The 26,894-nt window shown below is 39.6% G+C and carries 27 protein-coding genes; 17 read left to right on the top strand and 10 right to left on the bottom strand.

The window, feature by feature from the left end; translation table 11 throughout:
• The first annotated feature begins 280 nt into the window (after positions 1-280).
• The 5 genes from MUO14_RS05740 to MUO14_RS05720 all read left to right on the top strand — a co-directional run bounded on the left by MUO14_RS05740 (position 281) and on the right by MUO14_RS05720 (position 4,523).
• On the top strand, positions 281-1,159 hold the full coding sequence (locus MUO14_RS05740; protein ID WP_244754128.1) for a BadF/BadG/BcrA/BcrD ATPase family protein: 879 nt from the start codon (positions 281-283) through the stop codon (positions 1,157-1,159).
• A 41-nt stretch (positions 1,160-1,200) separates the two neighbouring features.
• Positions 1,201-2,109, top strand: a complete 909-nt coding sequence (gene murQ, locus MUO14_RS05735; RefSeq protein WP_244754126.1) for an N-acetylmuramic acid 6-phosphate etherase — start codon at positions 1,201-1,203, stop codon at positions 2,107-2,109.
• A 234-nt stretch (positions 2,110-2,343) separates the two neighbouring features.
• Complete coding sequence (locus MUO14_RS05730; protein WP_244754118.1) at positions 2,344-2,529, top strand: hypothetical protein; 186 nt, start codon at positions 2,344-2,346, stop codon at positions 2,527-2,529.
• A gap of 29 nt (positions 2,530-2,558) precedes the next feature.
• Entirely contained in the window at positions 2,559-2,852 is a 294-nt protein-coding gene (locus tag MUO14_RS05725; protein WP_244754115.1) for a DUF4212 domain-containing protein, read from the top strand.
• A gap of 15 nt (positions 2,853-2,867) precedes the next feature.
• The gene (locus MUO14_RS05720; protein ID WP_244754114.1) at positions 2,868-4,523 is read left to right on the top strand and encodes a sodium:solute symporter family protein; all 1,656 of its coding nucleotides are present in this window, start codon (positions 2,868-2,870) and stop codon (positions 4,521-4,523) included.
• Between the two features lie 40 nt (positions 4,524-4,563).
• On the opposite strand, the gene MUO14_RS05715 is transcribed toward MUO14_RS05720, so the two are convergent.
• Entirely contained in the window at positions 4,564-5,118 is a 555-nt protein-coding gene (locus MUO14_RS05715; protein WP_244754113.1) for a transposase, read from the bottom strand.
• Positions 5,119-5,316: 198 nt separating this feature from the next.
• On the opposite strand from MUO14_RS05715, the gene MUO14_RS05710 reads away from it, so the two are divergent.
• A complete protein-coding gene (locus MUO14_RS05710) occupies positions 5,317-6,213 on the top strand; it encodes an AEC family transporter (RefSeq protein WP_244754112.1) in 897 nt (298 codons plus the stop codon).
• Between the two features lie 67 nt (positions 6,214-6,280).
• Here the strand turns inward: MUO14_RS05710 and MUO14_RS05705 are convergent, their stop codons facing one another.
• From MUO14_RS05705 to MUO14_RS05680, 6 genes are all read right to left on the bottom strand, one after another.
• Positions 6,281-6,439, bottom strand: a complete 159-nt coding sequence (locus tag MUO14_RS05705; RefSeq protein WP_244754111.1) for a hypothetical protein — start codon at positions 6,437-6,439, stop codon at positions 6,281-6,283.
• Between the two features lie 187 nt (positions 6,440-6,626).
• On the bottom strand, positions 6,627-6,911 hold the full coding sequence (locus MUO14_RS05700; RefSeq protein ID WP_244754110.1) for a hypothetical protein: 285 nt from the start codon (positions 6,909-6,911) through the stop codon (positions 6,627-6,629).
• 523 nt (positions 6,912-7,434) lie between these two features.
• The gene (locus MUO14_RS05695; RefSeq protein WP_244754109.1) at positions 7,435-7,806 is read right to left on the bottom strand and encodes a hypothetical protein; all 372 of its coding nucleotides are present in this window, start codon (positions 7,804-7,806) and stop codon (positions 7,435-7,437) included.
• Between the two features lie 186 nt (positions 7,807-7,992).
• Positions 7,993-8,901 carry a homoserine kinase gene (thrB, locus tag MUO14_RS05690; RefSeq protein ID WP_244754108.1) on the bottom strand — a complete coding sequence of 303 codons (909 nt, stop codon included), beginning with the start codon at positions 8,899-8,901 and terminating at the stop codon, positions 7,993-7,995.
• The gene (gene thrC / locus MUO14_RS05685; RefSeq protein WP_244754107.1) at positions 8,898-9,953 is read right to left on the bottom strand and encodes a threonine synthase; all 1,056 of its coding nucleotides are present in this window, start codon (positions 9,951-9,953) and stop codon (positions 8,898-8,900) included. The genes thrB and thrC overlap by 4 nt, the downstream gene beginning before the upstream one ends.
• Before the next feature lies 1 nt (position 9,954).
• On the bottom strand, positions 9,955-11,250 hold the full coding sequence (locus MUO14_RS05680) for a homoserine dehydrogenase (RefSeq protein ID WP_244754106.1): 1,296 nt from the start codon (positions 11,248-11,250) through the stop codon (positions 9,955-9,957).
• 269 nt (positions 11,251-11,519) lie between these two features.
• Between MUO14_RS05680 and MUO14_RS05675 the strand changes: the two genes are divergently transcribed.
• The 4 genes from MUO14_RS05675 to MUO14_RS05660 all read left to right on the top strand — a co-directional run bounded on the left by MUO14_RS05675 (position 11,520) and on the right by MUO14_RS05660 (position 15,282).
• On the top strand, positions 11,520-11,747 hold the full coding sequence (locus tag MUO14_RS05675) for a hypothetical protein (RefSeq protein ID WP_244754105.1): 228 nt from the start codon (positions 11,520-11,522) through the stop codon (positions 11,745-11,747).
• Positions 11,748-11,948: 201 nt separating this feature from the next.
• Positions 11,949-12,404, top strand: coding sequence for an IDEAL domain-containing protein (locus tag MUO14_RS05670; RefSeq protein WP_244754104.1), 456 nt, complete (start codon positions 11,949-11,951; stop codon positions 12,402-12,404).
• A 348-nt stretch (positions 12,405-12,752) separates the two neighbouring features.
• On the top strand, positions 12,753-13,250 hold the full coding sequence (locus tag MUO14_RS05665; RefSeq protein ID WP_244754103.1) for a VanZ family protein: 498 nt from the start codon (positions 12,753-12,755) through the stop codon (positions 13,248-13,250).
• A gap of 316 nt (positions 13,251-13,566) precedes the next feature.
• Positions 13,567-15,282, top strand: coding sequence for a phospho-sugar mutase (locus MUO14_RS05660; RefSeq protein ID WP_244754102.1), 1,716 nt, complete (start codon positions 13,567-13,569; stop codon positions 15,280-15,282).
• A gap of 138 nt (positions 15,283-15,420) precedes the next feature.
• On the opposite strand, the gene galU is transcribed toward MUO14_RS05660, so the two are convergent.
• Positions 15,421-16,311, bottom strand: a complete 891-nt coding sequence (galU, locus tag MUO14_RS05655) for a UTP--glucose-1-phosphate uridylyltransferase GalU (protein WP_244754101.1) — start codon at positions 16,309-16,311, stop codon at positions 15,421-15,423.
• Between the two features lie 213 nt (positions 16,312-16,524).
• Between galU and MUO14_RS05650 the strand changes: the two genes are divergently transcribed.
• The 7 genes from MUO14_RS05650 to murJ all read left to right on the top strand — a co-directional run bounded on the left by MUO14_RS05650 (position 16,525) and on the right by murJ (position 23,694).
• Positions 16,525-17,457, top strand: coding sequence for a glycosyltransferase family 2 protein (locus MUO14_RS05650; protein WP_244754100.1), 933 nt, complete (start codon positions 16,525-16,527; stop codon positions 17,455-17,457).
• Position 17,458: 1 nt separating this feature from the next.
• Positions 17,459-19,204, top strand: coding sequence for a DUF6020 family protein (locus MUO14_RS05645; protein WP_244754099.1), 1,746 nt, complete (start codon positions 17,459-17,461; stop codon positions 19,202-19,204).
• Positions 19,197-19,547 carry an EamA family transporter gene (locus MUO14_RS05640; protein WP_244754098.1) on the top strand — a complete coding sequence of 117 codons (351 nt, stop codon included), beginning with the start codon at positions 19,197-19,199 and terminating at the stop codon, positions 19,545-19,547. The genes MUO14_RS05645 and MUO14_RS05640 overlap by 8 nt, the downstream gene beginning before the upstream one ends.
• A complete protein-coding gene (locus MUO14_RS05635; protein WP_244754097.1) occupies positions 19,540-19,869 on the top strand; it encodes an EamA family transporter in 330 nt (109 codons plus the stop codon). Before MUO14_RS05640 ends, MUO14_RS05635 begins: the two co-directional genes overlap by 8 nt.
• Positions 19,870-20,061: 192 nt before the next feature.
• Positions 20,062-21,159, top strand: a complete 1,098-nt coding sequence (locus tag MUO14_RS05630; RefSeq protein WP_244754096.1) for a glycosyltransferase family 4 protein — start codon at positions 20,062-20,064, stop codon at positions 21,157-21,159.
• A gap of 62 nt (positions 21,160-21,221) precedes the next feature.
• The gene (locus tag MUO14_RS05625; RefSeq protein ID WP_244754095.1) at positions 21,222-21,956 is read left to right on the top strand and encodes a 7-cyano-7-deazaguanine synthase; all 735 of its coding nucleotides are present in this window, start codon (positions 21,222-21,224) and stop codon (positions 21,954-21,956) included.
• Between the two features lie 220 nt (positions 21,957-22,176).
• Entirely contained in the window at positions 22,177-23,694 is a 1,518-nt protein-coding gene (gene murJ, locus MUO14_RS05620; protein WP_244754094.1) for a murein biosynthesis integral membrane protein MurJ, read from the top strand.
• A gap of 589 nt (positions 23,695-24,283) precedes the next feature.
• Here murJ and MUO14_RS05615 read toward each other — a convergent pair.
• Positions 24,284-25,300: a glycosyltransferase family 4 protein gene (locus MUO14_RS05615; protein WP_244754093.1), complete on the bottom strand. Its 1,017-nt coding sequence runs from the start codon at positions 25,298-25,300 to the stop codon at positions 24,284-24,286.
• 92 nt (positions 25,301-25,392) lie between these two features.
• Positions 25,393-26,826 (bottom strand): O-antigen ligase family protein, encoded by a 1,434-nt coding sequence (locus tag MUO14_RS05610; protein ID WP_244754092.1) that lies wholly within the window; start codon positions 26,824-26,826, stop codon positions 25,393-25,395.
• Between the last annotated feature and the right edge of the window lie 68 nt (positions 26,827-26,894).

Here is a 26,894-nt window from a genome sequence, read left to right as displayed (position 1 = left end):
ATTCCTCCTCTGTACTTATATGATCGAACTTACATTATATATTAAAATGAACGAAAAGCTGACTGGTAAGGTTTCAGCGGATAACAGGTTTGCTGAGTAATTATTAATTAGAATTAAAACGCTTACATTACAAGATAATTATATGATATAATGAAATTAAATTTCAATAAAATTTTGATAAAAATGAAATTATATACTGTGTGGGAGGCGTTTTAAGAATGAATAAGATTCATATGTTAGTCCTATACCATCAGTCACCGATGCATCGGGAAGAAAATACATGATCATAGGTATAGATGCAGGTGGAACGTCTACGAAAGGTGCACTCATAAATGAACAAGAAGAGGTCCTCTTCACCTTTGAATCAGGATACGGAAATCCTTTGGTGAATGAGCACAAGGCCTTTCAGCATATTGAAAACGTGATAGGTGCCTGTATGCAAGCTACCCTAGAACCTGTTAATCATATTGTTATCGGAATGGCAGGGTATGAAACTTTGAAAAACAAAATCGTCATTCCAGATTCGTGGCATTCGACTGAAAAAATCACGCTGATTAGCGATGCGGAACTGGCTTACGAGGCAGGTTTGGCTGCTCAGGAAGGGATTCTTACCATTGCAGGTACGGGATCCATTCACGTAGGAAAGAAAGATGAGCAACTTTTTATCCGTGGTGGGTGGGGGCACTTGCTTGGGGATGAAGGAGGGGGTTACGATCTCGGTCGATCTGCGGTTCAACGAGTGGCATATACCCTTGAAATGGACTTGAAACGTTCGCCCTTTTGCCAAAAGATCTTGACCTATATGGGAGTCACGGACGTTAATGGCGTGAAGATGTGGTTCTATGCTCAGGATAAATCCGGCGTGGGTAAGCTTGCCTTACTCGTGGAACGGCTTGCTAAGGAGGGAGACCGGGAGGCTTTGGAACTGCTTGAGGAAAAAGCTTGTGAGCTTGCTGCACAAGTGCAACAGCTATACACGAGGATGCAGCTTGATGAGAGGTCGACGCTTGTGATCGCAGGGAGTGTGCTGTTAGAAAGTGAACATTTTCAGTCTTATTTCACCAGAAATCTCACCTGCACTTTCTGTGAAGTGAAACGACTTGATCGTCCCGCTTATATGGGGGCGTTTTCGGTTGCTAGAAAAAAAGAGAACTGGTAGTTCTGTGGTTCGTCAATTTTGGATAAGAGAGGGATCAGTCTATGAATATAAAGGAAATTTCTACGGAGCGGAGAAATTCAAGCACATTGACGATTGACCAGGCCAATAGTTTGGAAATCGTACAGTTAATGAACAAGGAGGATAGCCAAGTTCCTCAGGCTATTGGAAAAATTCTGCCGGAGATTGCATCGGCTATTGATGGCATTACGGAACGCATGGGGCTAGGCGGACGACTGATTTATGTGGGAGCGGGCACGAGCGGCCGTCTCGGGATTCTAGATGCATCTGAGTGTCCTCCTACGTTTAGTACTGATCCTGAAGATGTTCAAGCGCTCATTGCTGGCGGGGAAGCGGCGATTACAAGTTCTTTTGAAGGGGCAGAGGATGATGTGGAAAGGGGACGTGCTGATTTACAAGGAAGAGAGGTCAGAAGTCAAGATGTGGTGGTTGGAATAGCGGCGAGTGGGCGTACCCCGTATACGATTGGGGCTATGGAATTGGCAAAAGAAAAGGGAGCTCTTGTACTTGCGCTTGTCTGTTCACAGGATTCAGAAATGGAGAAGGCTGCAGATCGAACGTTGGTTGCAGAGGTGGGGCCCGAGGTGATCACGGGATCGACTCGATTAAAGGCAGGGACCGCACAAAAGTTGATCTTAAATATGTTATCGACGGGCACAATGATCAAACAAGGGAAAGTGTATAGTAATTTAATGGTTGACGTGCAGCCGACTAACAAAAAGTTACAAATTCGCTCAAAGCATATTATTATGGAGGCGACGGGTGTCATCGAGGAAGAAGCGGCACAGGCACTTGTTGAATACGGGGCCGTAAAGCCAGCGATCCTATCCTTACTAACCTCTCTTAAAGGCGATCACGTTCATGCAGCTCTTACTAAACATAACGGGCACATAGGCAAAGCAATCCAAGCCCAGCAAAAAGAAGAGAAATAAAAGCAAATGCCAAAAAACCCCACCTCAGGTCATCCAAATTATGGATGACCTGAGGTGGGGTTTTTTGACATCTATGAATAGGTCTTTTTACATGATTGACATTTTTTTCTGTTTTTCTGTAATATTATACATAACATTTTTGTTTTCAGATTATTTAGATAAAAGGTGAGGATCGGTCATATCCTCTTTTTATTTTGCGTAAAATGATAACGTTTCAAAATAGGAGGACTAGCTATGACAGCAGTAATCATTCTTTCATTAATTACAATTGTTTCCGTCGTTCTTGCTTTAAGAAGAAAGAAAGTGGTCTTTATGTTTGTTCCATTATTAAGTCTTTTTGGATTTGCTTTTGTAAAAGTGCTGATGGTTCCTATGCCGTTCTGGGACACGGTTCGTTTTATTTTTAATTTGCAAGGGTGAATTTTTCCCTTAGGAAAGGAGGTGTAGAAATGAGGAAAATGGATCCGGCCAAGGCTGAGGCTTATTTTAAATATAGAACGACGATGATTGTCATTTACTTAACAGTTGGTTTTCTTGCATCTTATCTTGTTGTGTTTTTTGCCAGAGGCCTTTCCTCCATTACTGTAATGGGTATTCCTTTTCACTATTATATGGGATCTCAAGGCGCAGTGGTAACTTTTATTATTTTACTTTTTATTAATGCAATAATTAGTGACAAAATTGATAAAAAATTCGGCTTCGATCCAAAGTTTGTAGATAGTACAAATCAAACAGTCGATTAATGGAGGGATTTTATTGTGGATGGACAGTTTACTGTATCACTCATCCTCATAGTCGCTACCTTTTCTCTGTATATAGGGATCGCGATCTTTAATAGAGCACGTGCCACGTCAGACTTTTATGTGGCTGGTCGCGGAGTTCCACCTGTTTTTAACGGGATGGCTATTGGTGCTGACTGGATGAGTGCAGCTTCTTTTATTGGTATGGCTGGTACCGTTATGGCACTTGGTTATGATGGACTCGCTTATATTATGGGGTGGACAGGCGGTTACCTGCTTTTAACTTTTTTACTAGCACCACAGCTTAGAAAATATGGACGTTATACAGTTCCGGAATTTATCGGAGATAGGTATCGTAGCAATACGGCACGGCTTATTGCTGCAATTGCGACGATTATTATTAGTTTTACGTACTCCGTTGGTCAGTTATCAGGATCAGGTGTTGTTATTGGACGTCTACTTGAAGTGAACACAGCGACGGGTACAATGATCGGGGTTGTACTCATTGCCTTTTATTCTGCGATGGGTGGAATGAAGGGGATAACTTGGACACAAGTGGCTCAATATCTCGTCCTCATTATTGCTTATTTGATTCCAGTTATTTTTATGTCTTTACAGCTTACACAAAACCCTGCACCTTGGTTATCTTACGGTCAAATTATTCAGGAATTACAGGTGCTTGATCAACAGCTTGGCATCACCGAATATGTAGTTCCTTTTACGGAAGCGACAAAATGGCAGTTTCTTGCATTAATGTTTACATTGATGGCAGGTACAGCAGGGCTTCCTCACGTTATTGTTCGGTTTTATACGGTTGCTACGATGAAAGCGGCACGATGGAGCGGGGCGTGGGCACTTCTCTTTATTGGCTTACTGTATTTATCTGCTCCAGCTTATGCAGCTTTTTCAAGGTTCATCCTTATGACGGAAGTAGCGGGATCTTCATTGACCAGCCTGCCAGCTTGGACACAGGCTTGGATTGATACAGGGGAGTTATCTTTAGCAGATTCTAATGGTGACGGTGTTTTACAATGGACAGAAATCATGATCAGTAATGACATTGTTGTTATGGCTACACCTGAAATTGCTAATCTCGGCGTATTTATTATTGGGTTAATGGCTGCTGGCGCGATGGCTGCAGCACTATCAACAGCTGGTGGGTTAATGATTGCGATCTCAGCAGCGCTTTCACACGATATTTATTTCCGTAGTATTAATCCTAACGCTAGTGAAAAGAAACGACTAGCTGTGGGAAGGTGGTCGATTGTCCTTGCTACTGTTTTTGCCGGGTTGATCGCATTAAACCCACCAGGAGCCATCACACAAATTGTTGCCTGGGCCTTTGCTTTAGCATCAGGATCCTTTTTCCCTGCTTTGTTCCTTGGTGTTTGGTGGAAACGGGCAAATGGACCTGGTGTTATAGCTGGAATGCTCGTTGGTTTAACGGTTACGCTTAGCTATATTTTTGCTGCTAAGTATGGAGGGTTTACTATCTTAGGAATCATCGATACGGGAGCAGGTGTATTTGGTGCTACAGCAGCTATTCTAACAAATATCATAGTGTCACTATCTACGGCACCACCAACACAAGAAGCACAGGATGAAGTAACCGATCTAAGGTATCCGGAACAAGTCCAGTACAAAAATGGAGAAGTTTGGCTTAAAGAAGAATAAAAGGAATGAAGGTAAAAATTTCCACCTCAGGTCATCCAATTTATGGATGACCTGAGGTGGTTTTTAATGGTAATTTTACAAACGAGTCATATTCCTCTTTGTCTTTGAAGTAGGAGAGGAGTGTTGAGGTGGTAATAAGTGTGTTGGGTGGTCGTTTTGAAAGATAGTGGGGATAACTGCTCCATCGATATTCCTCAGGTGAAGAGGTAATATTTGCACGGCAGGGGTTTAAATGAATATACCGGCTGACTTGAAGCATGGCATTTATGTCATCTTGAAGCTCCGCCTTATATGGCCCTTGAAAGAGGTGACCTACATAGTCGTATTTCTTGTTAAAATACATGGCATAGTTGGAATGGAGTTCCTTCATGAAAATTCCGGGAGGGTGGTCGATCGTTTCAATTAGCAGGTGAACGTGATTTGTCATGAGGCAATATGCATGGAGGTGAAAAGGATAGCTTCGTTTATTTCTGGCAAGGAGCTCAAGGTAATAATAGCGATCGCTTGGGTCGAAGAATATATCGGCTTTTCGGTTTCCTCTCGAAGTAATGTGGTAACTGGCGTGAGGAAACCATACACGTTTGGGATTCGCCATAACAACATCCTTTCTTTTTGAACCTTTAAATTACTATTCGACACCCTCCCTAAAAATCCTGCAGGAAATTTAAAAGGATAAATATGCCACCTCAGGTCATCCAAAATCTGGATGACCTGAGGTGGCATATTATGTATAACGACTAATTTTTTGATAAACTAATAGAGTTCATTTTATTTATTTTTTGGGGGATTGCTTATGACAATATTCTTCCAGGTCGTATTGCCCGTTGTCCTTGTTTTTCTAGCAGGGTTTGTCCTGCAAAAGTTTATGCGGCTTGAAATTAAATCATTATCAACGGTAGTTTTATACATCATGCTTCCATGTCTTGTATTTGAGACGTTTTATCAGGCGGAGTTTAACAACGAGTATATTATGATGTTAGTGTTTTCGGTACTGTTACTATTCAGTATTCTATTGATTAATAAGGTTGTAGCCAAGGTGGTGAAATTTGATACTTCGATAGAAAGCGGCATGATTTTATCAACAGCCTTCATGAACGCGGGAAATTACGGTGCGCCTATTGTCCTGTTTGCCTTTGGAGAGGCAGGGTTCGTCTACTCTGTATCCTTCATGGTGCTGCAACAAATTGTGATGAATTTCTTTGGGGTATATTATGCGGCAAAAGGAGCGGCAGGGGTGAGGATGGCGATCTCTACGGTACTGAAAATGCCACCAACCTATGCGGTTATTATTGCATTAATCATGAAATTTTTACCTATTACTATTTCAGAGAATCTGATGTCAAGCGTGTCCCTTGTAGGGAACGCAACGATCCCGACGGTAATGATTTTGTTAGGAATGCAGCTTGCTAATATTACGGTGAAAAGCTTGGATTGGGGTAAAATCTCTTATGCTGCTACACTGAGGTTAGTGGGTTCTCCCTTAATTGCGTGGGGCTTGACGGTCTTGCTTCCAATGAGTGATTTAATGGCAAATGTGTTGATTATTTCAGCAGCTATGCCTTCAGCTGCAACAACGACGATGTATGCTGTTCAGTTTGACTCTAAACCTGATCTCGTCTCAAGTATTACATTAATCACCACCATCATCAGCGTTGTCACCATACCGCTTGTCCTAAACATCCTAACATAAGCGTTGAATTACCAAAAACCCCCACCTCAGGTCATCCAATATATGGATGACCTGAGGTGGGGTATTTTTACTTTTTTTCTTCTTTTCTGTTTTTGAAGAACATGTACAAGTTTGTGAGGACGAGTGTAATTGATAACACGACGGCAAATGATGAGAGTTCTAGCTCTGTAAGGTAGCCGACTATTAAATAGATGATAAAAAAAGCAGCAAACAATAAATAAAACAATGGGATCTTCCTTTCTTTTGTTATGTAAAAGATAACATAAGAATTAAGACAGGATCCACAAAAGCCTGTCGTATGCAGATGTTCGTTTTAAGCATCACTATAAACATTCGCTAAAGTAAATCTAAAAAATTCCACCTCAGGTCATCCAGATTCTGGATGACCTGAGGTGGAAGTAAAAGGGAGGGGGTTAGGTTGGTGGATACATGAAGAAGCGGTAGATGGTGAATTCGTTACCTGTTGAGACATCAAAAGATTGGATGTCGTTGTTTGGATAGAAGTGGCCGTTATCCTGCTCGAATGAGATTTGTAAGACGTACTCTCTATCTTCAATGAGTGGGATAGGGAAGGGGTTAACCACCTCAACCATCCACTCATAGTCAAGCCGTTCAACAAAAGCATGGGTAAATGAGGTGGGGAGATCATCAAGCCAAATTTTCACAATAGGTGCAAGTGGTCTAGAATGATGGGTCATGTATCAAAATGTCTCCTTTTTAAGTTTTTCTAATTTCCTCCGAAGTCTTAAGAGATACGAACCAATATCATAGAGAAAATGAATCTATCATTCTATTTACCCTATTTTAGAAAAATTATTATGAAAAATCGGAAAACGTAAGGTAGAATACGATTAAGATTTGGGGAAGGCACACTAATAGAGGATGTTCAAAAAGTCACCAAATGATAAAGGGCGCATTTCTTCGTTGCTCGGTTTTTCCGGTCCTCACATGGGAAAGGCATACGCTGTGGTCCTCAAAACTGTCCCGCCTCGAACTTCTTGCGACGCACAAGGAACATGCTTGTGTCGACATTGTCACAGGAGGTGACGATCTTTGACAACGTTCCCATTCTTCAACTTTTTGAACATACACTAATAAAGAGTTCTTGTAGACTTAATGAATCGTAAAGAGGGGTTCATTAAGAGAAACACGTCCTAATAATTTAACAATCGGGACGTGTTTCTTTTTATGAACACCTGCCAGGTCCATCGGGGACATGGCTCATTTCTCAATGGTAATGTTTATTTTACTCAAGCCCAGAGCTCTAGCTGCTTTAATCATCCTTGCTGCTTCCCGCTCGGCATCTTGAATGGAAATGTTATTTCTTGAGATGTTTAATGTCGTTCCATCGAAAAGTGGTGCAGGCTCATGCACTTTTTCTCCAGGTGAGAAAATGGCGGATTGTGGTAATTCTGTAACAATATCGTGTTTGCTGCGATTGACTCGGCCACGAATTTTACGTCCGTGATAAACGACACTCGCATAAGGGCAGCCTGTATTTTGAGCTATTTCGCGGTAGTTTTTGTCGGTTTCTTCGATTTGTCGTTTTACTTCCCTTAAATCGTAGTCATATTGTTTGCTTTTTTTCCCCATAGTCGTATAACTCCTTTTTAAATTCTCTCATTCTATTGTATCCAATTAACCCCCACTTTTATAGTATAACTTCTCGGATTTTTCACACATTATCAAACATTTTTTCAAAAAAATTCGCTCATTAGTATGAGATATATTTTAATGATTTAATGGAATAAATTTTAACAAAAGAGACCAGTGAAATGATCACTGGCCTAGACGTACGGCTGTTCTTAATCCGGTTGTATCTATCGTTAAAAATTCTACTCTATGTTTTTGAAGCTTGTCCAAGATAATGGCTCTTTGATCGGTTGTCAGGTCTTGAAATAAGCCGATCATTGTTGGACCAGCCCCGCTAATGTAACTCCCGAGCGCACCATGTTCGTCCAGAATCTTAGAAACCGTTGGAAAGTCGGGAATGAGTTCAGAGCGGAAAGGTTGATGCCATTGATCACGCTTCATCATTTTACCGACCATCTCCCAATTTTTTTCTGCTAGAGCGGCCACTAATACGTTTGCGGTTCCACTAGCGAGAACGGCTGATTTGTAACTCATACTCTCTGGCAGAACGGCTCGCGCTTTTTCTGTTTCCACATGATAACTTGGAATAACAGTGACCCATGACAGCTCGTCCATCCCTTTTGTAAAGTGAACGTAATCAAGGTTGTTCCCATCATAATTGGAAACCATGATTCCACCGAATATGGCTGGGGCAACATTGTCTGGGTGACCTTCAATACTGCAGCCTATTTTCAGTTTGTCATAATCACTTAATTGTAAGTCAAGAATTTGATTAGCAAGCTCAATCCCGGCTACAACTGCTGTCGAAGAGCTGCCGAGCCCTCTTGAAACCGGAACATCGTTCGTCATTGTTACGTGATAAGGCGGCAGATGTTCAATAGCGTATTGAAAGGCAGTGAATAAGGCGGATTTATAAATAAGATTCGTTTCCCCACTCGGGATAAAGGGCTGATCCCTTTTGGCAACAGAAAAGTGCCATTGGTCAGCTGGTTGACACTCAAGGGTGACATATTTCGATAAAGCGATACCAATCGAATCGAAGCCAGGCCCGAGGTTTGCCGAAGTGGCAGGGACTCGGATGGTGATCCCTTTCATGAGTGGACACCTGTGATGGCATCTGCAAATTGCTGGATGTCGTTTTCGATGACTGTTGGTTTAATTTGGCTCGTATCAATCGCCGTCACAGGATCTTTTAGGCCGTTTCCTGTCAGCACATGTACGACACTTGCCGCTTTAGGAATCGTGCCATCCTTCACCTTTTTAATTGTTCCAGCTAGAGATGCACAGGAGGCTGGCTCTGCAAACACGCCTTCTGTTCGGGCTAGCCACTGGTAGGCCTCGACAATTTCTTCGTCTGTGACTTCATTAATGCTGCCGTTTGATTCTTTGGCTGCTGCAACAGCTGGCTGCCAGCTTGCTGGGTTCCCTATTCTAATGGCGGTTGCGATTGTTTCTGGATCTTCAACGACTTCATCCCTTACGATGGCCGCTGATCCGCTTGCCTCAAATCCAATCATTTGCGGCAGCTGATGGCCATGCCGTTCATGGTACTCTTTAAAGCCACGCCAGTAAGCCGTTATGTTGCCGGCGTTACCTACAGGGATGGATAGAAAGTCTGGTGCTTTTCCTAACGTGTCACATACTTCAAAGGCAGCTGTTTTTTGACCTTCGATACGATATGGATTTACCGAGTTCACAAGAGTGATCGGTTCCTTGTCAGCAATTTCCCGGACCATTTTTAATGCCTGGTCAAAGTTCCCTTTAATTGCAAAAATCTCTGCGCCATACATAACCGCCTGAGCCAACTTACCCTCAGCAATCTTTCCATCAGGAATGACGACGATGCAGCGCAGTCCGGCACGGGCGGCAAAAGCGGCAGCGGAGGCTGAAGTATTCCCTGTTGAAGCACAGATCACGGCCTTTGATCCTTCTTCGATCGCCTTAGCCATCGCGAGAACCATCCCTCTATCTTTAAATGAGCCTGTCGGGTTGGCTCCTTCGATTTTTACATAAGCTTCGATACCAAGTTCCTTTGATATCGTTGGAATTGGGAGGAGGGGAGTGTTCCCCTCATATAAAGTTAAACTTGGGGTTCTTTCATTAATTGGTAATAGGTCTGGATAGCGATTCAATAATCCTTTCCACATGTCATTCCCCTCCTTCTACTCGAAAAACGCTGTCAATTGAACGGATCGTCGACAGTGCTTCAAGTTCATTGTAGGCTTTGTCAAAATCTTCTTCGCTCACCTGGTGTGTAACCATCATGAGCTCGCGTTCATCATTGTGATCCGCTTGACGTTGGATAATTTGGTCAAAAGATATACCGTATTGGGCAAAAATCTTCGTCAGTTCCATGAGCATCCCGGGTTGATCCATAACATGCAGACGTAGATATTTTTTCGTGAGCTGGTCTTTTCTCGTCTTGATATGTTTAGGAAACTGGGGCTGAACGTAGGCAGATCCAGAAGTGCCTAAACGTAAATTTTTAATGACGGCAATTAGATCAGACACGACAGCCGTTGCTGTAGGAAGTTTCCCAGCACCAGGACCGTAAAACATCGTTTCACCTACTGCGTCTCCGTACACATAGACTGCGTTGTATTCGTTATGAACAGAGGAAAGTGGATGAGCGACGGGCAGCAAAGCAGGTTCCACACTGACGGAAGCACCTGTCTCATTATGATCGGCAATTCCTATTAGTTTAATAGAATAACCCAACTGCTTGGCATATTTGATATCAGATAAAGATAATCCGCGAATTCCTTTCACGGCAACGTCTTCCAAATTAAACGGCATGGAGAACCCTAAGATTGATAGAATGGTCATTTTACGAGCCGCATCCAAACCATCAATATCAGCAGACGGATCCGCTTCAGCAAACCCTAAGTCCTGTGCTTCCTTCAGTACCGTATCAAAGTCAACGCCTTCCCTTGTCATTTTAGTCAAAATGTAATTGGTTGTACCGTTGACAATACCCATCATTTTACTAATACGGTCCGATGATAATCCATCTAAAATCGGCCGGATAATTGGGGTTCCGCCTGCCACACTTCCTTCATAGTATAAATCACAGCTATTTCTCTGACTCGTTTCGAAAAGTTGAGCCCCGTGTTGGGCGATCAAATCCTTATTAGCCGTTACAATATGTTTTCCTTTTTCCATTGCTTCCAATACGATCGTTAACGTGTGATCGATTCCTCCCATCACTTCGACAACAACATCAATCTCTGGATCTTCCGTAATATCTTGATATCGATCTGTTAATTGAGTTGTGTTTGTAGGAAGATGGCGAGGCTTTGCGATGTCATGCACTAGAACGGTCTTAATGGTTACATGACACCCTGTTTTATGTTGAATGCTTTCTTCATGATCGTTAAGAATTTCAATGACGCCGCTTCCCACTGTACCTAAGCCTAATAATCCTACTGTGATGGTATTCTCCATTTGTCACACTCCTGTCCACTTGAAATAAACATATTATTACGTGTAATGGACATTGTAACGGAAAGTGTTTCTCTTCACAAGGATGAATTACGCAGTTTTTAAAAAAGAACGCTGACTTCCGAGACATACTTTGCAGAAATTGCAGAATAATGACGAACGATAATAGTTGTCAAAAATTAACTAAAGATTATAATCAATATTACCTACTAAAAAAAGTAATGGGATATGAAAAAAGTACACGAAGGTAACTTGAAAAGGAGAAGAAGTTTATGAAAGAGATGATTTATCAAGCTTTTACCGACATGAAAGATTATGAAACAGTTGTTCTTCAAATCATTTCAGATATGGGCGTAATAGGAAAAAAGGATGACTTTATGGTGGAAGGGTTACAAGCCATACATAAATATAAACAACTTCATCCCGAATACTCAACCAACTATCAAATATACTTAGCTGTTCAAGATCACTTCCGTTCACTTTTAGTCAGCCATGATTAACTAACTCAATATAGGAAGGTATGCAGTATTTCATTTTTCCGGAAATTTTTGTTTCGCATCATAAAAAATGAGGAATATATATGTATAGATGAATTTTTGTAGTATAAATGAAGGCGTTTTCATTAAATCCTTTCAATTTCTTAACAAATCAGCGATAATAGAGTAAAATACTGAATATTCTGATTCAAAGGGGTGGGTGATATGCTAAACGTTAAAATGTTGAAGCCATATTATGTAAAAGAAGATAAGCGATTTATCCGAATTGTTTTAGCCTACCAGTATTTTTCCCTGTTTATTGATGAGGAATTGTATCAATTTATTCCTAAAGAGTCGCGTGAGATTATTATTGACCGGAAACGTAAGCGCGTTCATAATGTATTCGATATTTTTGTATTCCAGCGTGGGAAGCGTATTGTCTATGTGTCCGTAGCCGATTTATTGGAACTTCCAGATTTTCTGACCCATCTACACTCGATCACTTCACCATACTATCAAGAGGATGTGGAGGATATTATTGAGGAAAATCATGATATCTCAGTCATTATCGAGGAACTTGAGAAAAGTAACTTGCAGCGTTTAATTGATCAGTCATTGGATATTCGTGATCAAGAAGCTTTCACGAGCTTGACAGAGACGCTACATTCAGAGTATAGCTAGCCTATAATAGTAAAAAAGCGCTACAAGGAGTAGCGCTTTTTTACTTTGGGAAAATGTCGGTTTATGGAAGTGTCCACTATTTAATCACTCTTTGTTTCCGAATTAACAAGAATGACAATATACGAAGGTGTCCTGAATCTTAATAAGGAACACAGGCTTGCTAGAGCCTTCTTTCTATTGTGAAAAACTCTAGTCACTAATTACATATCTGGTCCTGATTCAGAAAGACCGGTGTACGTTGAATAATCACGGCCAGTAATTATAGAATATTATTTTTTTGTAAAAAACTCACAATCTATGGTGAAATATGCTAAAATATAAACTAGTTTTACAAAATGTGGGGAAACTATGAAAAAACTCGTATATTGGATCCCTTCCATCGTTTGGATGGGTGTTATTTTTTATTCATCATCTACACCTTATCAGGAGCAAGATGTAAAGCCGTTCCTTAGTGACTGGTTTGAGCTCTCAGGACTTGCCCCTCTGTTTGCTGGAATTTCTTTTACTTATCATCATAGTGAGGTAAGCGTGGCAACTTTAGGTATAGCAGGTTTTATAGAATTCTTTATTAGAAAAGGTGCACATGTAACGGTTTACCTTTTGTTAACCTTACTTATCTTCTACGCGCTTCACAGGACTACGAATAGAAACTATCAATCAATCATGCTTATTTCTTGGATTGCAACAGTACTTTATGCCATAACTGATGAACTTCATCAAGGAATTACACCAAACCGTACGCCTTATGTAGGTGACGTGATGTTAGATGCTCTGGGTGGTTTGATTGCCACTTTACTAATCAGCGTTGTCTATTTTATTCGACGGCGCAATGATGCTAGATTATAAGATTTTTGCTGAATACCGACGAAAATGGAAGTTTACTATCGAAATATTGAGGATATAGAGTATATTAATGGAGATGATAGAAAAGGTGGGTGCTATGAAGGCAGAAGACTTGAAAGATATCCTTCAGGCGATTATTCATCAAACCGAGAAGTCAGAATTGGCTTCGTCTGAAGATGTAATCAATCGATTGATTCAACAATTACAAAGTTAGGTTACATGGACAGGTTTTCCTGTCCTTTTTTCGTGTCTAAATCTACCTTTAATTATGCTATAATTTATATCAATACATATAACAAAAGTACAAAGGAATGATGAGATGAATTGGACTCAGGAATATAAACGCTGGCAAACTTTCGCGTCCCTCGATGATAAGCTTCGTACTCAGCTGGATCAGCTGCAAGACGATGAACAGTCACTCGAAGATGCCTACTATAAAAACCTTGAATTTGGCACAGGCGGGATGCGTGGCAAGCTGGGACCAGGTACAAATCGGATGAACATTTACACAATCCGTCGTGCTGCTAACGGATTGGCTACCTATGTAGCAGAGCAGAACGGTCATGAAAAGGGGGTAGCTATTGCTTACGATTCCAGGTATATGTCAAAGGAGTTTGCTGTTGAAACCGCACGCGTTCTTGGCAACCATGGTATACAATCGTACGTTTTTTCTTCGCTGAGACCTACCCCGGAGCTTTCCTTTGCTGTTCGGTATTTAGGAGCAGCAGGTGGGGTCGTGATTACCGCTAGTCATAACCCGCCGGAATATAACGGTTTTAAAGTGTACAACGAAGACGGGGGACAGATGCCCCCTGAAGAAGCAGGAACTGTCATCGATTTTGTTAACCAGGTAGAAAATGAATTAACTGTCGAGGTCGCTGAGCAAACTGAGCTTGAAGCGGCTGGTTTACTAAAGTGGATGGATGAGGAAGTCGATCAAGCTTACTTAGACCATCTAAAAACCGTTAGTGTGAATGCAAACGTGACAGAGTCTGCTGGTGATTTTAGCGTTGTTTTCACCCCTTTGCACGGAACTGCTAAAATGCTTGTTGAGAAGGGGCTTAAGCAAATCGGCTTGATCCAAGTCCATACAGTTGCCAAGCAAGCAGAACCAGATCCTGAATTTTCAACAGTAGCCTCCCCGAACCCAGAGGAGCATCAAGCATTTGAAATGGCCATTGAGAAAGGGAAGCAACTCAATGCAGATGTGTTGATCGCAACCGACCCTGATGCCGACCGTCTGGGGATAGCCGTTCCAGATGATGATGGGGAGTATCAAGTATTAACAGGAAACCAAACAGGTGCACTTATGCTTGATTATTTGCTATCACAAAGCCCAAGTCTCCCAGACAATGGAATCATGATTAAAACAATCGTAACCTCGGAGTTTGGCCGTGTGATCGCCAATCATTACGGTGTAAGTTCACTAGATACATTAACAGGATTTAAATTTATTGGGGAAAAAATTAAAGAATACGAAGAGACAGGCCAACATACCTTCCTGTTTGGCTATGAAGAAAGCTATGGCTATTTAGTGAAGGATTTTGCACGTGATAAGGATGCTGTTCAAGCAGCGGTGCTTTCAGCAGAAGTTGCGGCATATTGGAAATCTAAAGGTAAGACGTTGCTTCAAGCTCTAGACGAACTGTATGAAAAACATGGATATTTCCTTGAAGATCTGCAGTCCTTAAAAATGGAAGGGAAATCGGGCTCAGAACAAATCCAGTCGATTATGGATGATTTCCGTGCGAATCCTTTGAAGGAAGCCGGCGGACTTAAGGTTGAAGCTGTTGAAGACTACACTACATCTGAAAGAATGAAAGCGGATGGCAAGGTCGAAACGATGGAGCTGCCGAAAGCCAATGTTCTGAAATTCATTCTAGAAGATGATTGCTGGTTCTGCCTGCGTCCATCAGGTACCGAGCCGAAAATTAAGTTTTATTATGGTGTAAAGACAGACTCTCGAGAAGCGAGCAATGAGTTGCTTCAAGCTGTTAAAACGTCTGTTAATGAACAAATTCAGCAAAACATTTGATACTGTAGAAAGTTTCCAAGTTTAAAACGAATCATGTCTATTATGGAATTCACCCCGATAGAGTTGGAAAATTCCCTCTAGCGGGGTTTTTAAATTAAGAAAGCTGACTTCACAAAGTAGGAGTCAGCTTTTGATATGTTAGAGTGATTTTGTTGTACGTTTACGAGATTCAACCAATTCTTCCAGAAGAGCCATGACATCATCCTGTAAGTCTTCGCGTTCTAGAGCGATCTCAATCGTCGTCTTAATGAAGCCTAGTTTCTCTCCAACATCATAACGTGCTCCCTCAAAGTCATAGGCGAATACTCTCTGAATGGTATTCAGGTGTTGTATGGCATCCGTTAATTGAATTTCGCCTCCAGCCCCTGTGCCTTGTTCTTCTAAAAAGCTCATAATTTCAGGTGTTAATATATAGCGCCCCATAATCGCGAGGTTGGAAGGCGCCTCTCCTTGGGGTGGCTTTTCAACAAAATTTCTGACTTGATATAAATTTCCGTTCTTCTCTTCAGGCTCAATCATGCCATACCTATGAGTTTGATCTTCGGGTACTTGTTGAACACCAATAACCGACGCATGAGTTTTATCATACTGATTCATCAGTTGTTTTAAGCCCGGTTCTTTTGAGCGAATAATATCGTCACCGAGAAGTACGGCAAAAGGCTCATTGCCAATAAACTTGCGTGCACACCATACAGCATGTCCTAACCCTTTTGGTTCTTTTTGACGAATATAGTGTATATCAACATTTGATGTCTCGTTCACCTTTTCTAACATATCAAACTTTTCTTTTTTCATTAAATTATCTTCAAGCTCGAAGTTGTTATCAAAATGGTCCTCGATTGCACGCTTGCCTTTACCCGTCACAATGATTATGTCCTCAATACCTGATTCAATCGCTTCTTCGACAATGTATTGAATTGTCGGCTTATCAACGATAGGCAGCATTTCTTTAGGCATGGCCTTTGTCGCTGGTAAAAAACGAGTCCCTAATCCTGCTGCAGGAATGATCGCTTTTTTTATATTTTTCATATTTACAAAACAACCTTTCTTCACAAATCTTAAGATTCCCATTTCAGGTAGTATCCGCTATTATAGCAGGTTTTATTTTTTTATGGATTGTTAAGAGTATAACTTTACACAACTTAACAAAACTTAACAAAAATAATGTGGAAAAATGCCGTTTCCTGTTTTAGAGTGTAGGAACGATAACTTAAATTGATTTGTAAAAAGGAGTTCGTCGTTGTGAAAGTAGCTGTTTTGATTCCTTGTTATAATGAAGAACAGACGATCGGAAGTGTTATTGAAGATTTTAGAAAAGAACTCCCCCAAGCTGATATTTATGTCTACGATAATAACTCTAAGGATCAAACATCTAAAGTGGCCAGAGACAATGGTGCTATTGTAAGGAAAGAGTTCAGACAGGGGAAAGGGAATGTGGTTCGTTCTATGTTTCGTGATATAGAAGCGGATTATTATGTAATGGTCGACGGAGACCGAACATACCCTGCAAAATTCGTACATCAATTGTTGGAGCCTTTGATTAAGCAAGAAGCAAATATTGTAATTGGAGATCGTTTATCCAATGGTACATATATAGAGGAAAATAATAGGAAGTTTCATAATTTGGGTAACAATCTGGTTCGTAACCTGATCAATTTTTTATATAAAAGTGATTTGAAAGACATCATGACAGGGTATCGAGCATTCGACCGATTATTTGTTAAGTCGATGCCGATTTTGAGTCCGGGGTTTGAAATTGAAACGGAAATGACGCTTCATACATTGGACAAGCGTTTTGCCATTAGAGAAATCCCGATTGAGTACAAGGATCGCCCAGATGGTAGTGAGTCTAAATTGAACACATTTAGTGACGGCTATAAAGTGTTAAATAAGATTTTTAACTTATTTAAAGAATACAAACCTATGCTGTTTTTCTCTTTTTGGTCTGGGCTTTTGCTGCTGTTGGGTCTTTCAGCAGGAATACCCGTCATTATTGAGTTTATTAATACGGGGTATATTTCAAAAGTACCTTCTGCTATCTTGGCTGTAGGCCTTGTGATCCTATCTGTATTATCTCTTGTTTGTGGTTTAATTCTGGACACAGTTGCCGCGAATTTTAATAAGCAATATGAACTCGAATTGAATAAGGTCAAATCAGATATGAAGGGCTATTAAAATGAAGAAAAAATTAATGCTCATCCTTGTTAGTATGATTGTTGGTTTAATCAGTACGATAGCTTTCATTTCATTATATCAAGAGTTTTCAACTACCTCATGGAAAGTGATAACCCTTGGATATATAGGATTTACCGTTTTAACGCTGTTGATGATAGTTTCTTATAAAAGAAGAAGAAATGAGTACCATGTATTTATAAAGAAGCCCATAATAGCCATCTTCGTTGCTGTCTTTTCTTTCTTGTTATTTTTTAGTTTAAAAAATACGAACCAATACTTGGACGCCTATCCTTGGTTGTTCAAAGCGTTTGTTTATAGCATGTCGTACCTTCTAATTTTTATAGGAGTAACTTGGCTGCTTTATTTGCTCGTTCATACTTCTTTACAAGTAAAGATAAGAGAAGTGTCGCGCTGGAGGATATTGCTATATGCTATTCCTGCCATTCTAGTCTGGTCTGTTTATTTAGTCGCTTATTTTCCAGGAACAATGACTCCTGATTCATTTTCACATTGGGAGCAAATCCATACCTTGGACTTTAGTAATTGGCATCCAGTCATTTATACGTGGTACATACTGGGACTTACAAGTTTATGGAAGTCTCCAGCGATCGTTGCCTTCTCCCAAATTGTAGTGATCGCGATCATAAGTGGATATATGGTGTACAGTTTGGAGAAAAGAGGCATTCCTCATAAATGGCTTTGGCCTGGTATGATATTGTTCGCTCTTTTTCCTTTAAACGGCATCTTTGCAATCGCCATGTGGAAAGATATCTTTTTCAGTGCATTCATTTTCCTTTTCACTATTATTGTTTACAATATTGTCTCTACAAAAGGAAGGTGGCTATCATCGAATGGACATCTAATTATATTCTCTTTAACCGTATTGGGAGTCAGTTTTATGCGAAGCAATGGCTTACCTATATTCATAGTGATGGCTATCTTAATGATGATTGCCTATCGAAAATATCTGAAACGCTTAATCATTACAGTGGGTATAGTAGGGATAGTGTATTTTGTTGTGACTGGTCCGTTCTATAACTACATGGAAGTTAGTCCGACAAGTCCAAACGAAGCATTGGGTATTCCTACACAACAAATAGCTAGGGTTATCGTTGAAGATGGCGGTGATCTTACAGAAGAACAGCGCACCTATCTCAATAAAATACTACCGTTAGAAAAATGGGAAGAAAAGTATAACCCTTATATAACTAATCCGATTAAGTTCGCAGGGAAATATAATCAGGAGGTTATTTTTAATGACTTTCCATATTATCTAAAAACCTGGGGGTCCATCGTAAGCAACAACCTTGGATTGACGGTAGAAGCTTACCTGGACCAAACATCGCTATTATGGCAAATCAACCCACCAGATGACGGTTATACGAGTACGTTTGCTAGGAACGTGTATTTGTATAATGATTATGGCTTAAAAACAGATCCTTTAAGCAATCCAGTTTATCGCTTTATCAATTATGGGCTGGGGTGGGTAGATAATAACTTGCGTGAAGTTATTTTACGACCAGCTACTTACACATTTCTTATCATTCTTACGGGGGTGGCAATGGCGTTAAAAAATGGGCCGCGCTCTTTACTGGTGATTTTGCCAGTATTACTAAACACGGGTACAATGTTCTTGGCTATACCGGCACAGGACTTTCGTTATCAGTTAGCAAATGTGTTTATAGCGTTTCTCATGATTGCAGTCGTCTTTCTGAAATTTGATACTGGGAAGGTTAGACATGAATAATTTTAAGCAGTCACTAAAAACAAATGGGATAGGAATATTATTAATGGTGTTAGCGTCTCTCCAAACAGCTCTTGGTCAAATGTTTTGGAAGATGTCCAATGGGGAAATTAATGGAACTTTAATTCTCGGGTTCCTGCTTTATTTCCTCGGGGCGATTTTTATGATTATTGCCTTTCGTTTTGGAAGTTTGTCAGTGCTTCATCCATTATTAAGCATCGGTTACGTGTTTGCCTTATTTCTTGGAAGTATGATCCTGCAGGAAGAGATTACGGAAAGCAATTTCCTGGGAACACTTTTTATTATTGTAGGTGCAGCCTTAATAGGAGGTGGAGATCATGATTAAGTGGGGATTGCTCATCATGGTTTTTACCTTACTAGGAGCTATTGGTGGATATTTTTTTAAAAAAGCGACCAGTCATGGATTTTCGATCAACGGCTACGTTATGAAAAATCTAATCATAGGCGGATCTTTCTATGGGATAGGGGCAATTCTGAATATCATCACTCTAAATTACTTGCCCTATACAATTGTTTTTCCATTAACTTCGATCACTTATGTATGGACGATGTTGATTTCCTATATCTTTTTGAGCGAACTCATTTCAATGAAAAAAATAATAGGACTCTTATTTATTGTGATAGGGTCATTTTTACTCGTCACCTAGGAAAAAGTAAACGATTGAATTCACATCTGCGGGGAATAAATTTCAACTGAGTTCGACTTATTTGTGTAAATGAAGAGGGAGTTGATTCCCCCCCCCCCCCCCCCCCCCCCCCGCTTCGTATAATTGGGTTATGGTATAATGAAACGGAAATATGCCTAAACCTACAGACTTTAATAAAAAATGAGGATTTTTATGAATGAATACATCCAAATAGGAATAGCACTCGCTATATCCATGCTTGTGAGCTATCTGCTCGTTTTCCCAGTCCTAAAATTAGCTGTAAGATGGAGAATGATGGACTATCCAGAAGAACGAAAAATCCATAAAGTAATTACTCCACGGATGGGCGGTATAGCCATTTTCGGAGGAGTGGTTGCAGGAATCCTCTATATTAGGCCTGATATTGATTATTTGATTCCGATAAGTATCGGTGCATTTATTATTGTACTTACCGGTTTGCTTGATGATCGCTATCAAATCAATCCAATCTTAAAATTGACAGGTCAAATTAGTGCTGCTTTCGTGGTGATAATTTCTGGGTTGAAGATTGATATTATTACAATCCCTTTCTTAGGAATGATCCCACTAAATGAACCAATCAGTGTTGTCTTCACATTCTTTTGGATTATCGGGATTACGAATGCTATTAATTTAATCGATGGACTTGATGGATTAGCCACTGGTGTGACTACTATTTCTTTAATAAGCATTGCCATTATGGCGCTAGCAATTGAGCCACAAATAGCCATCGTCTATTTGTGTGTTGTGTTAATTGGAAGTAATGCTGGGTTTTTAATCCATAACTTCTACCCGGCTAAGATTTATATGGGGGATACAGGTTCCCTATTTCTTGGTTACTGTATGGCGATTATTTCTATGGTAGGGTTATTTAAAAACGTAACATTGTTCAGTTTTATTATTCCAATCATCGTGTTAGCTGTACCATTATTCGATACGGTATTTTCGATTTTAAGGCGTATTATAAATAAACAAAAGATCATGATGCCTGATAATAAACATATTCATTACCAAATATTAGCGGAAGGGTTTAGCCATCGCACGACTGTTTTAATCATCTATGCATTCAGCGCAGTGTTTGGCTTCCTCGCAATCATGTTTTCGTTAACTTCCTTTGGCATTTCTCTAGCCATTACATTTATAGTACTCTTTCTCCTTCATTTATTCGCTGAATTAACAGGAGTTGTTTATAAAGGAAAGCGGCCATTATTGGATACAATTAGAAAGCAAGGATCCAGAAAAGATAGGAAGCAAAAAGATATAAACAACTAAATCGTTTGTCATAAGACTATTCTAAGTTCTTAATCATATTGCATTTACACAGGGAGGTTTGTATGAAACATAATGTTTTGTGGACTGGCGGTTGGGATTCAACATTTAGAGTTTTAAATTTGGTCATAGATAAAAATGAAAAAGTACAACCTTATTATGTACTTGATCCGGTAAGGCCGTCTACTGAAATGGAGCTTCGTACGATGGCATCGATTAAAAGACAATTGGAAAAAGACTTCCCAGAGGCTCGAAAAAATATTTGTTCAACAATCGAAATAAAAAAAGAGGATATTCCTCTTAGCGACGATTTTACTAGGGAATACAACAAACTCGCTTCCTCAGATCATCTGGGGGACCAATATGATTGGTTAGGGAGATATGCCATTTCTGAAAACCTCGATCATCTAGAATTAGCTGTGCATTTGCATGATAAGGTACAAGGTCTCATCCAGGATGATGCATACAAAGTAGATGAAGAGAATGATCATTACTATCGAGTGAAAGAGGAGCCCTCCAGGCCGGAATACAGTATTTTTCACCCCTATCGTTTTCCATTGTTAGAGCTTTCAAAGCTAGACATGGAAAAAGCAGCAAAGGAGAGTGGCTATCAACATTTGATGGAGATGACCTGGTTCTGCCATACACCGAAAAAGAATGGTACTCCATGCGGCTTATGCAATCCATGCAAATATACAAGAAACGAAGGCTTACAAAGACGCGTACCTGAACCAAGTAAAGCGGAGGAATTTAAATATTTCTTGTTTAAAGTAAAAAGAAGACTGAAAAAGGTGTTATAAAATAGTACATGAAAAGAGCCTCAGTTGGGCTCTTTTTTCGTCATCAGGAAATTATAAAAATATTTGCCTGGATAAGCTTACATGAAGTTAGCCACATCCAGCTCAAAGCGGACCTCGATAAAGAATGAAGAGGGAAAATTGCGTTATTTTCAGTTATAATAATTAATGCTAGTATGTGGAATAGTGTTTATAAAGCATAGAAAAAATGAGGTATACATATATGTCCAAACTAAAAAAGGCAGCGTTGTGGATTACAATTTTAGCTTTAGTTTTAAAATTAGTGGGTTTCGTAAGGGAAAGTCTTATTGCGAAAGAGTTTGGTGCTAACGCTTATACCGATGGATTTCTGTTATCTTTTACTTTTGTCACCTTAATGAAAACTCTGATTAAAAATGGTTTTAATTCTGTTTTCTTACCACAATATGTAAAGGGAATGCGCGAAGATGTAACCTTAGCGCAACGCAATGCGAACAGTTTGTTGAACTATTGCATCCTGCTATTAGGAATCATGACAGTGATCACCTATTTTTCAACACCCTTTATCGTTACGACTGTGTTTGGTGACATGCCAGAAACAACAGAAACCGTAGCAATAAAGATGACCAAAATCTTTTTTCTTTTCATGCTCGTGATTGGCTTGACTAGTATTTTAGAATCTTACTTACAAGCAGTACGAAGCTTTGTACCAAACCAAATCGTAAATTTATTAGGGGCTGTGATGGCCCCTGTATTCATCTTGCTTTTTGCGGAGAGATGGGGAATATACAGTATTGCTTACGGTTTTTTGTTTGGGCTTTCATTAGGTTTACTTATCCAACTGTGGTACTTATATAAATATGATTATAAGTGGCGCCCTACATTACATCTAGATAATAAATTCGCCAAAACTTTCGTTATTTTACTCATCCCTGCCATTTTGCACTCCTCAGTGGGGCATATTAACGTATTCGTAGACAAAATGTTTGCCTCAGGGACAGTGAAGGGTGCGGTTACTTATTTAAACAACTCTTCTTTATTAATGAGCATTCCAAGTGCGATTTTTCAAACAACCATTGTTGCAATTATTTTTACATTATTATCTGAGCAAAGTGATGATAAAAATAAGTTTAAGGATACATTGTACATGGGGTATCAAGTAGGGTTAATGGCATTAGTGCCAATAGCTGTCGGGGTCTTGCTTGTAGGTGAAGCGGCTCTTTCATTTATATATGAACGGGGTGCTTTTACACCTGAAGATACACAGAATACTCTTGATGCACTGTATATGTACATTCCGCTAATTGTTACACAGGGGATGCTTATGGTCCCGGTAAAGGGGATGTATGCTCAAGGGGCAACGAAAAGCCTGCTTAAAATTAGTTCAACAACCGTGTTATTAAATATAATTTTGAACTACGTGCTGCTCATTCCCTTAGGATATCCAGGTTTGGCGTTAGCCAGTACGATCGTTTCTTTCTACTATTTAGTATTTATTACGTTGGTTATTTATAAGGAATACCCTCGAAGCGAATTGTATAGACTTGTTAAATTACTGGTGAAGGTCGCCATTCCGACACTTATAATGGCAGTGCCGATCCTGTTGATTCAATGGTTTACTCCCGTAGGACAATTATATTCGTTATTCCAGTTGCTTATCCTCGTTCCTATCGGAGTCATTTTTTACATCGTCGGCTTATACATGTTTTACCGTGAAGGGTTCCAACAGATGTTATCTGTAATTAGAAAAAGCAATGCATAACCCACCGATCCCTACTAATTACCTATATAATGGGATTATTTATTACAGTGATGAGGTATTTGAGGCAGAGGAAGGGACTCTCGAAAACGACTCGCTTTCCGTGGGCGTACGCTGAGTCTCCTCCGGCTGCTGCCTTCCGGGGTCTCACCGATTTCTTCACCCTTTGCCAAATAAATGGAACGGAACCATCAAAAGCATCAGAACATCTTTTGATCAACTTGAGATTGTCCCCCGATTATAATTACGTTTTGTCAAATCCAAGGAGTTGGAATAGTTGTAATTATTATTTTAGGTGTACCCACAGATGTAGTGCGATTAAAATCATACAAAGTGGGCAAATAGTTATCTTGGAAAGACCAGCTAATAGAAGCTCGATGTTATTTTAAGATAGATTCTCTATTTAAGTTTTCATGATTTGGTGAGCTGTTCTGGAATAGATAAACTATCCTCATGACGATCTTCAACAATCGTAGATGATTATGATAAACTAGAAAGCCTAAGATATACAGGATTTCATTTTCCTGTATATCTTAGGCTTTTGTTATGCAAAAAACATACTGCTAGATTGCCAAATACACTCTGCTTTTTGTTAGTTATTATTTTTTAAAAAGTCATCATAGATTGATTCAAGTTTTTCGTTTAATTGTCCAAAATCATAGTGCCTAGCTTGCTTCTTATTATGCTTTGCTATTCTCTGCATGGTCTCCTGATCTAGTTCGACTATTTTGTCCGAAAAAGCTTCGACATCCCCAGGTTCAAATAGGTACCCCTCTTGGTCATTTTCGATAATGTCTGGAATGGCACCGACATTAGTTGATAGTACCACATGACCAGCAGCCATGCCTTCTAGGTTAGATAGACCGAGCGCTTCAAAATAAGAGGGAAGAATAAATAGATTAGCGCGTTCGAATTGTTCGGCTTTTTGTAAACCTGATAGTGTCCCTAACAGTTCCATATTTAAGTTGTGGCTATCAATTGCTTCTTCTAACACATGTTTTAATGGGCCGTCCCCCATGATCAGAAACTTAATCCCGGCATGGCTTTTCAACCGTTTGGCTACCTCGATAATATCGAGTATCCCTTTAATCTTGATCAGCTTCCCAACAAAAAGTATCGTTTTCCCTTTCTCTGGTGGTAAAGGTTCTACATGACTGAACTCTTTTATAAAAATGGCATTTGGCAATACGGTATATCGGTCTTCTTCCACAGAGAACGTATTCACAAATAATTCCTTCCAAATTTGAGACAAACAAATGATTTGATCGCTTTGTTGTAAGGTGAGATTAATCATATTTTGCCGCTTCTGATTACTGGTCTTATAAAACTCAACAAACATCCCACTGTGAATATGTAAAATAACTTTCTTCTTTCTCCATTTTGCCAACTTCACGAAAAACATACTCTTTGTAAAAGCCCGATAAGCTGCAGTATGAATATGAATGATTTCAGGTTTCTCCTTCTGAAGTGTCCATAGAAATTTAAGTAATACAAAGATGTTGAAAAAGATCTTATTTACTTTCCTGTTCTTCTTAGGAAAAATGTTAAAAAAACTTAATTCATATCGGCTGCTTTTAAATTTTTGTAGATTACTGAGAAATACGGACATCCCTCCGATAGGGGAGGGAGCGGGCCTACCTGTAATACTTTTATCCTTGACATGATTTGTCTCCTAACATGTATTGAAGCTTAAGCAGTGGCTTAAGCTTCTTTACGTTGTTTATTCAATTTAAGCATATTGATAATCAGTAATACCATCGAAATCGCTAAGTAAATATTGACAGCTGGGGCATACAATACATGCCCTGCTAAGAATGCAATCCCTGTACCTAACCCTATAGAAAGGAGGATAAGCATATTCTCAGGATGTAATAAACGTCCAGGGACTTGGAATAATAACTTGACAAATAGCCCGACAATCAAAAGAAAAGGGACTAAGATGAAAAGAAAGCCCATGATCCCATAGGAAAAAAATAAATCAAAGAAATCCATTTCAATAAGTTTCGGATTTTCTTTATAGTTTCCCGCATATCCCATGCCGAACATTTTTTGCATCGGTGCAGCATCAAGATAATCATTATATAGCTCAGTAAAGTAGATGTTTCTAGAGCTTAGGATAATCTTTAAGATAGGTGATTCCATCAGATTTTGTTCTTTATTCTTTTGATCTTGCTCGGGTTCTGTTTCTTCTCCCGGCTTTTCAGAAGGTTCACCATTACTTTTATTTTGTTCTGTCTCGTTGTTTTTTTGTTCGGCTTGCTCATTAATGGCACCTACGTCTCCTGATACATTAGAGAAGCTAGGTGAAAATGGTGTGACTAGTAAAAACAAGGCCAAAAATACAAAGGAGAAGATAAGGCGCATATTCGTCAGCGGTTCTTTTGCCTTCCTGATCATTTGAATACTCCAATAGACGAGATAGCATAGAAAAACAATGATGCCTGCTCCTAACACAGCAAAGTAACCCACTTTTGTACCTATTAAGATAGAAACGGCGGCAAGCATAACTACAGGTATGAAATAGTAAACCTTTTTCAATCCGTCACTCTTGATTAGCGCGTATAGGTAAGTTAGCGGGAAACTGACGGCAACAATAGAACCGAGCTCATTACCCGAAAAGAACCACCCTTTAAACCCGAACTTATTCCATTCATAAGTGCTTGAGGAAGTTCCTGTTAATATCGCTATAAACATTGTTAAAGAAACAATAAACATAGCAACCGATACAGCTCTCAATATACGATGGCTAACATCATTTTTACGGTCGATATTTGTAAAAAGTAGTAAATAGGAACACAGCATAATAAAGAAATAGACCGTTTTAGCAACAAACTGAAGTTCAACGAATGGGTCAAAGATTGGTTTTGCAAAATAATTATAGACGAGACCGATGCCGAATACAACAAACATAGCCATTAAATAGAAGATGACATATTTCTTCAGTCTGCTTGAATTACCGAAAAAGATAAACCATAAAGACACGACCATAAACAGCACCCTGAAAATAATACCAACGGTCACGTTTATATTCAATGACTGTATTGAAAAATATGTAAGTATATCTAGGACTGGCTGGACAATAATGAAAAGTAACAGAAGCTTTGTATAAAATTCTTTATTTATAAACCTTAGCATCTAATAAGCACCTCAAAAGTATTTTCTCATTTTACACTGAAGTATAAACCATTATTTTTATAGTGTCT

Origin of the sequence: Halobacillus shinanisalinarum, from assembly GCF_022919835.1 — a bacterium.
Classification (GTDB): domain Bacteria; phylum Bacillota; class Bacilli; order Bacillales; family Halobacillaceae; genus Halobacillus_A; species Halobacillus_A shinanisalinarum.
The sequence above is the reverse complement of the archived record's forward strand: the minus strand, read 5'-3'. Positions and strand labels throughout refer to the sequence as shown.

Coding starts and splice junctions, on each gene's coding strand:
- MUO14_RS05740 (WP_244754128.1), top strand. CDS start 281: ATGATCATAGGTATAGATGCAGGTGGAACGTCTACGAAAGGTGCACTC.
- murQ (WP_244754126.1), top strand. CDS start 1,201: ATGAATATAAAGGAAATTTCTACGGAGCGGAGAAATTCAAGCACATTG.
- MUO14_RS05730 (WP_244754118.1), top strand. CDS start 2,344: ATGACAGCAGTAATCATTCTTTCATTAATTACAATTGTTTCCGTCGTT.
- MUO14_RS05725 (WP_244754115.1), top strand. CDS start 2,559: ATGAGGAAAATGGATCCGGCCAAGGCTGAGGCTTATTTTAAATATAGA.
- MUO14_RS05715 (WP_244754113.1), bottom strand. CDS start 5,118: ATGGCGAATCCCAAACGTGTATGGTTTCCTCACGCCAGTTACCACATT.
- MUO14_RS05710 (WP_244754112.1), top strand. CDS start 5,317: ATGACAATATTCTTCCAGGTCGTATTGCCCGTTGTCCTTGTTTTTCTA.
- MUO14_RS05700 (WP_244754110.1), bottom strand. CDS start 6,911: ATGACCCATCATTCTAGACCACTTGCACCTATTGTGAAAATTTGGCTT.
- MUO14_RS05695 (WP_244754109.1), bottom strand. CDS start 7,806: ATGGGGAAAAAAAGCAAACAATATGACTACGATTTAAGGGAAGTAAAA.
- thrB (WP_244754108.1), bottom strand. CDS start 8,901: ATGAAAGGGATCACCATCCGAGTCCCTGCCACTTCGGCAAACCTCGGG.
- thrC (WP_244754107.1), bottom strand. CDS start 9,953: ATGTGGAAAGGATTATTGAATCGCTATCCAGACCTATTACCAATTAAT.
- MUO14_RS05680 (WP_244754106.1), bottom strand. CDS start 11,250: ATGGAGAATACCATCACAGTAGGATTATTAGGCTTAGGTACAGTGGGA.
- MUO14_RS05675 (WP_244754105.1), top strand. CDS start 11,520: ATGAAAGAGATGATTTATCAAGCTTTTACCGACATGAAAGATTATGAA.
- MUO14_RS05670 (WP_244754104.1), top strand. CDS start 11,949: ATGCTAAACGTTAAAATGTTGAAGCCATATTATGTAAAAGAAGATAAG.
- MUO14_RS05665 (WP_244754103.1), top strand. CDS start 12,753: ATGAAAAAACTCGTATATTGGATCCCTTCCATCGTTTGGATGGGTGTT.
- MUO14_RS05660 (WP_244754102.1), top strand. CDS start 13,567: ATGAATTGGACTCAGGAATATAAACGCTGGCAAACTTTCGCGTCCCTC.
- galU (WP_244754101.1), bottom strand. CDS start 16,311: ATGAAAAATATAAAAAAAGCGATCATTCCTGCAGCAGGATTAGGGACT.
- MUO14_RS05645 (WP_244754099.1), top strand. CDS start 17,459: ATGAAGAAAAAATTAATGCTCATCCTTGTTAGTATGATTGTTGGTTTA.
- MUO14_RS05640 (WP_244754098.1), top strand. CDS start 19,197: ATGAATAATTTTAAGCAGTCACTAAAAACAAATGGGATAGGAATATTA.
- MUO14_RS05635 (WP_244754097.1), top strand. CDS start 19,540: ATGATTAAGTGGGGATTGCTCATCATGGTTTTTACCTTACTAGGAGCT.
- MUO14_RS05630 (WP_244754096.1), top strand. CDS start 20,062: ATGAATGAATACATCCAAATAGGAATAGCACTCGCTATATCCATGCTT.
- MUO14_RS05625 (WP_244754095.1), top strand. CDS start 21,222: ATGAAACATAATGTTTTGTGGACTGGCGGTTGGGATTCAACATTTAGA.
- murJ (WP_244754094.1), top strand. CDS start 22,177: ATGTCCAAACTAAAAAAGGCAGCGTTGTGGATTACAATTTTAGCTTTA.
- MUO14_RS05615 (WP_244754093.1), bottom strand. CDS start 25,300: ATGTCCGTATTTCTCAGTAATCTACAAAAATTTAAAAGCAGCCGATAT.
- MUO14_RS05610 (WP_244754092.1), bottom strand. CDS start 26,826: ATGCTAAGGTTTATAAATAAAGAATTTTATACAAAGCTTCTGTTACTT.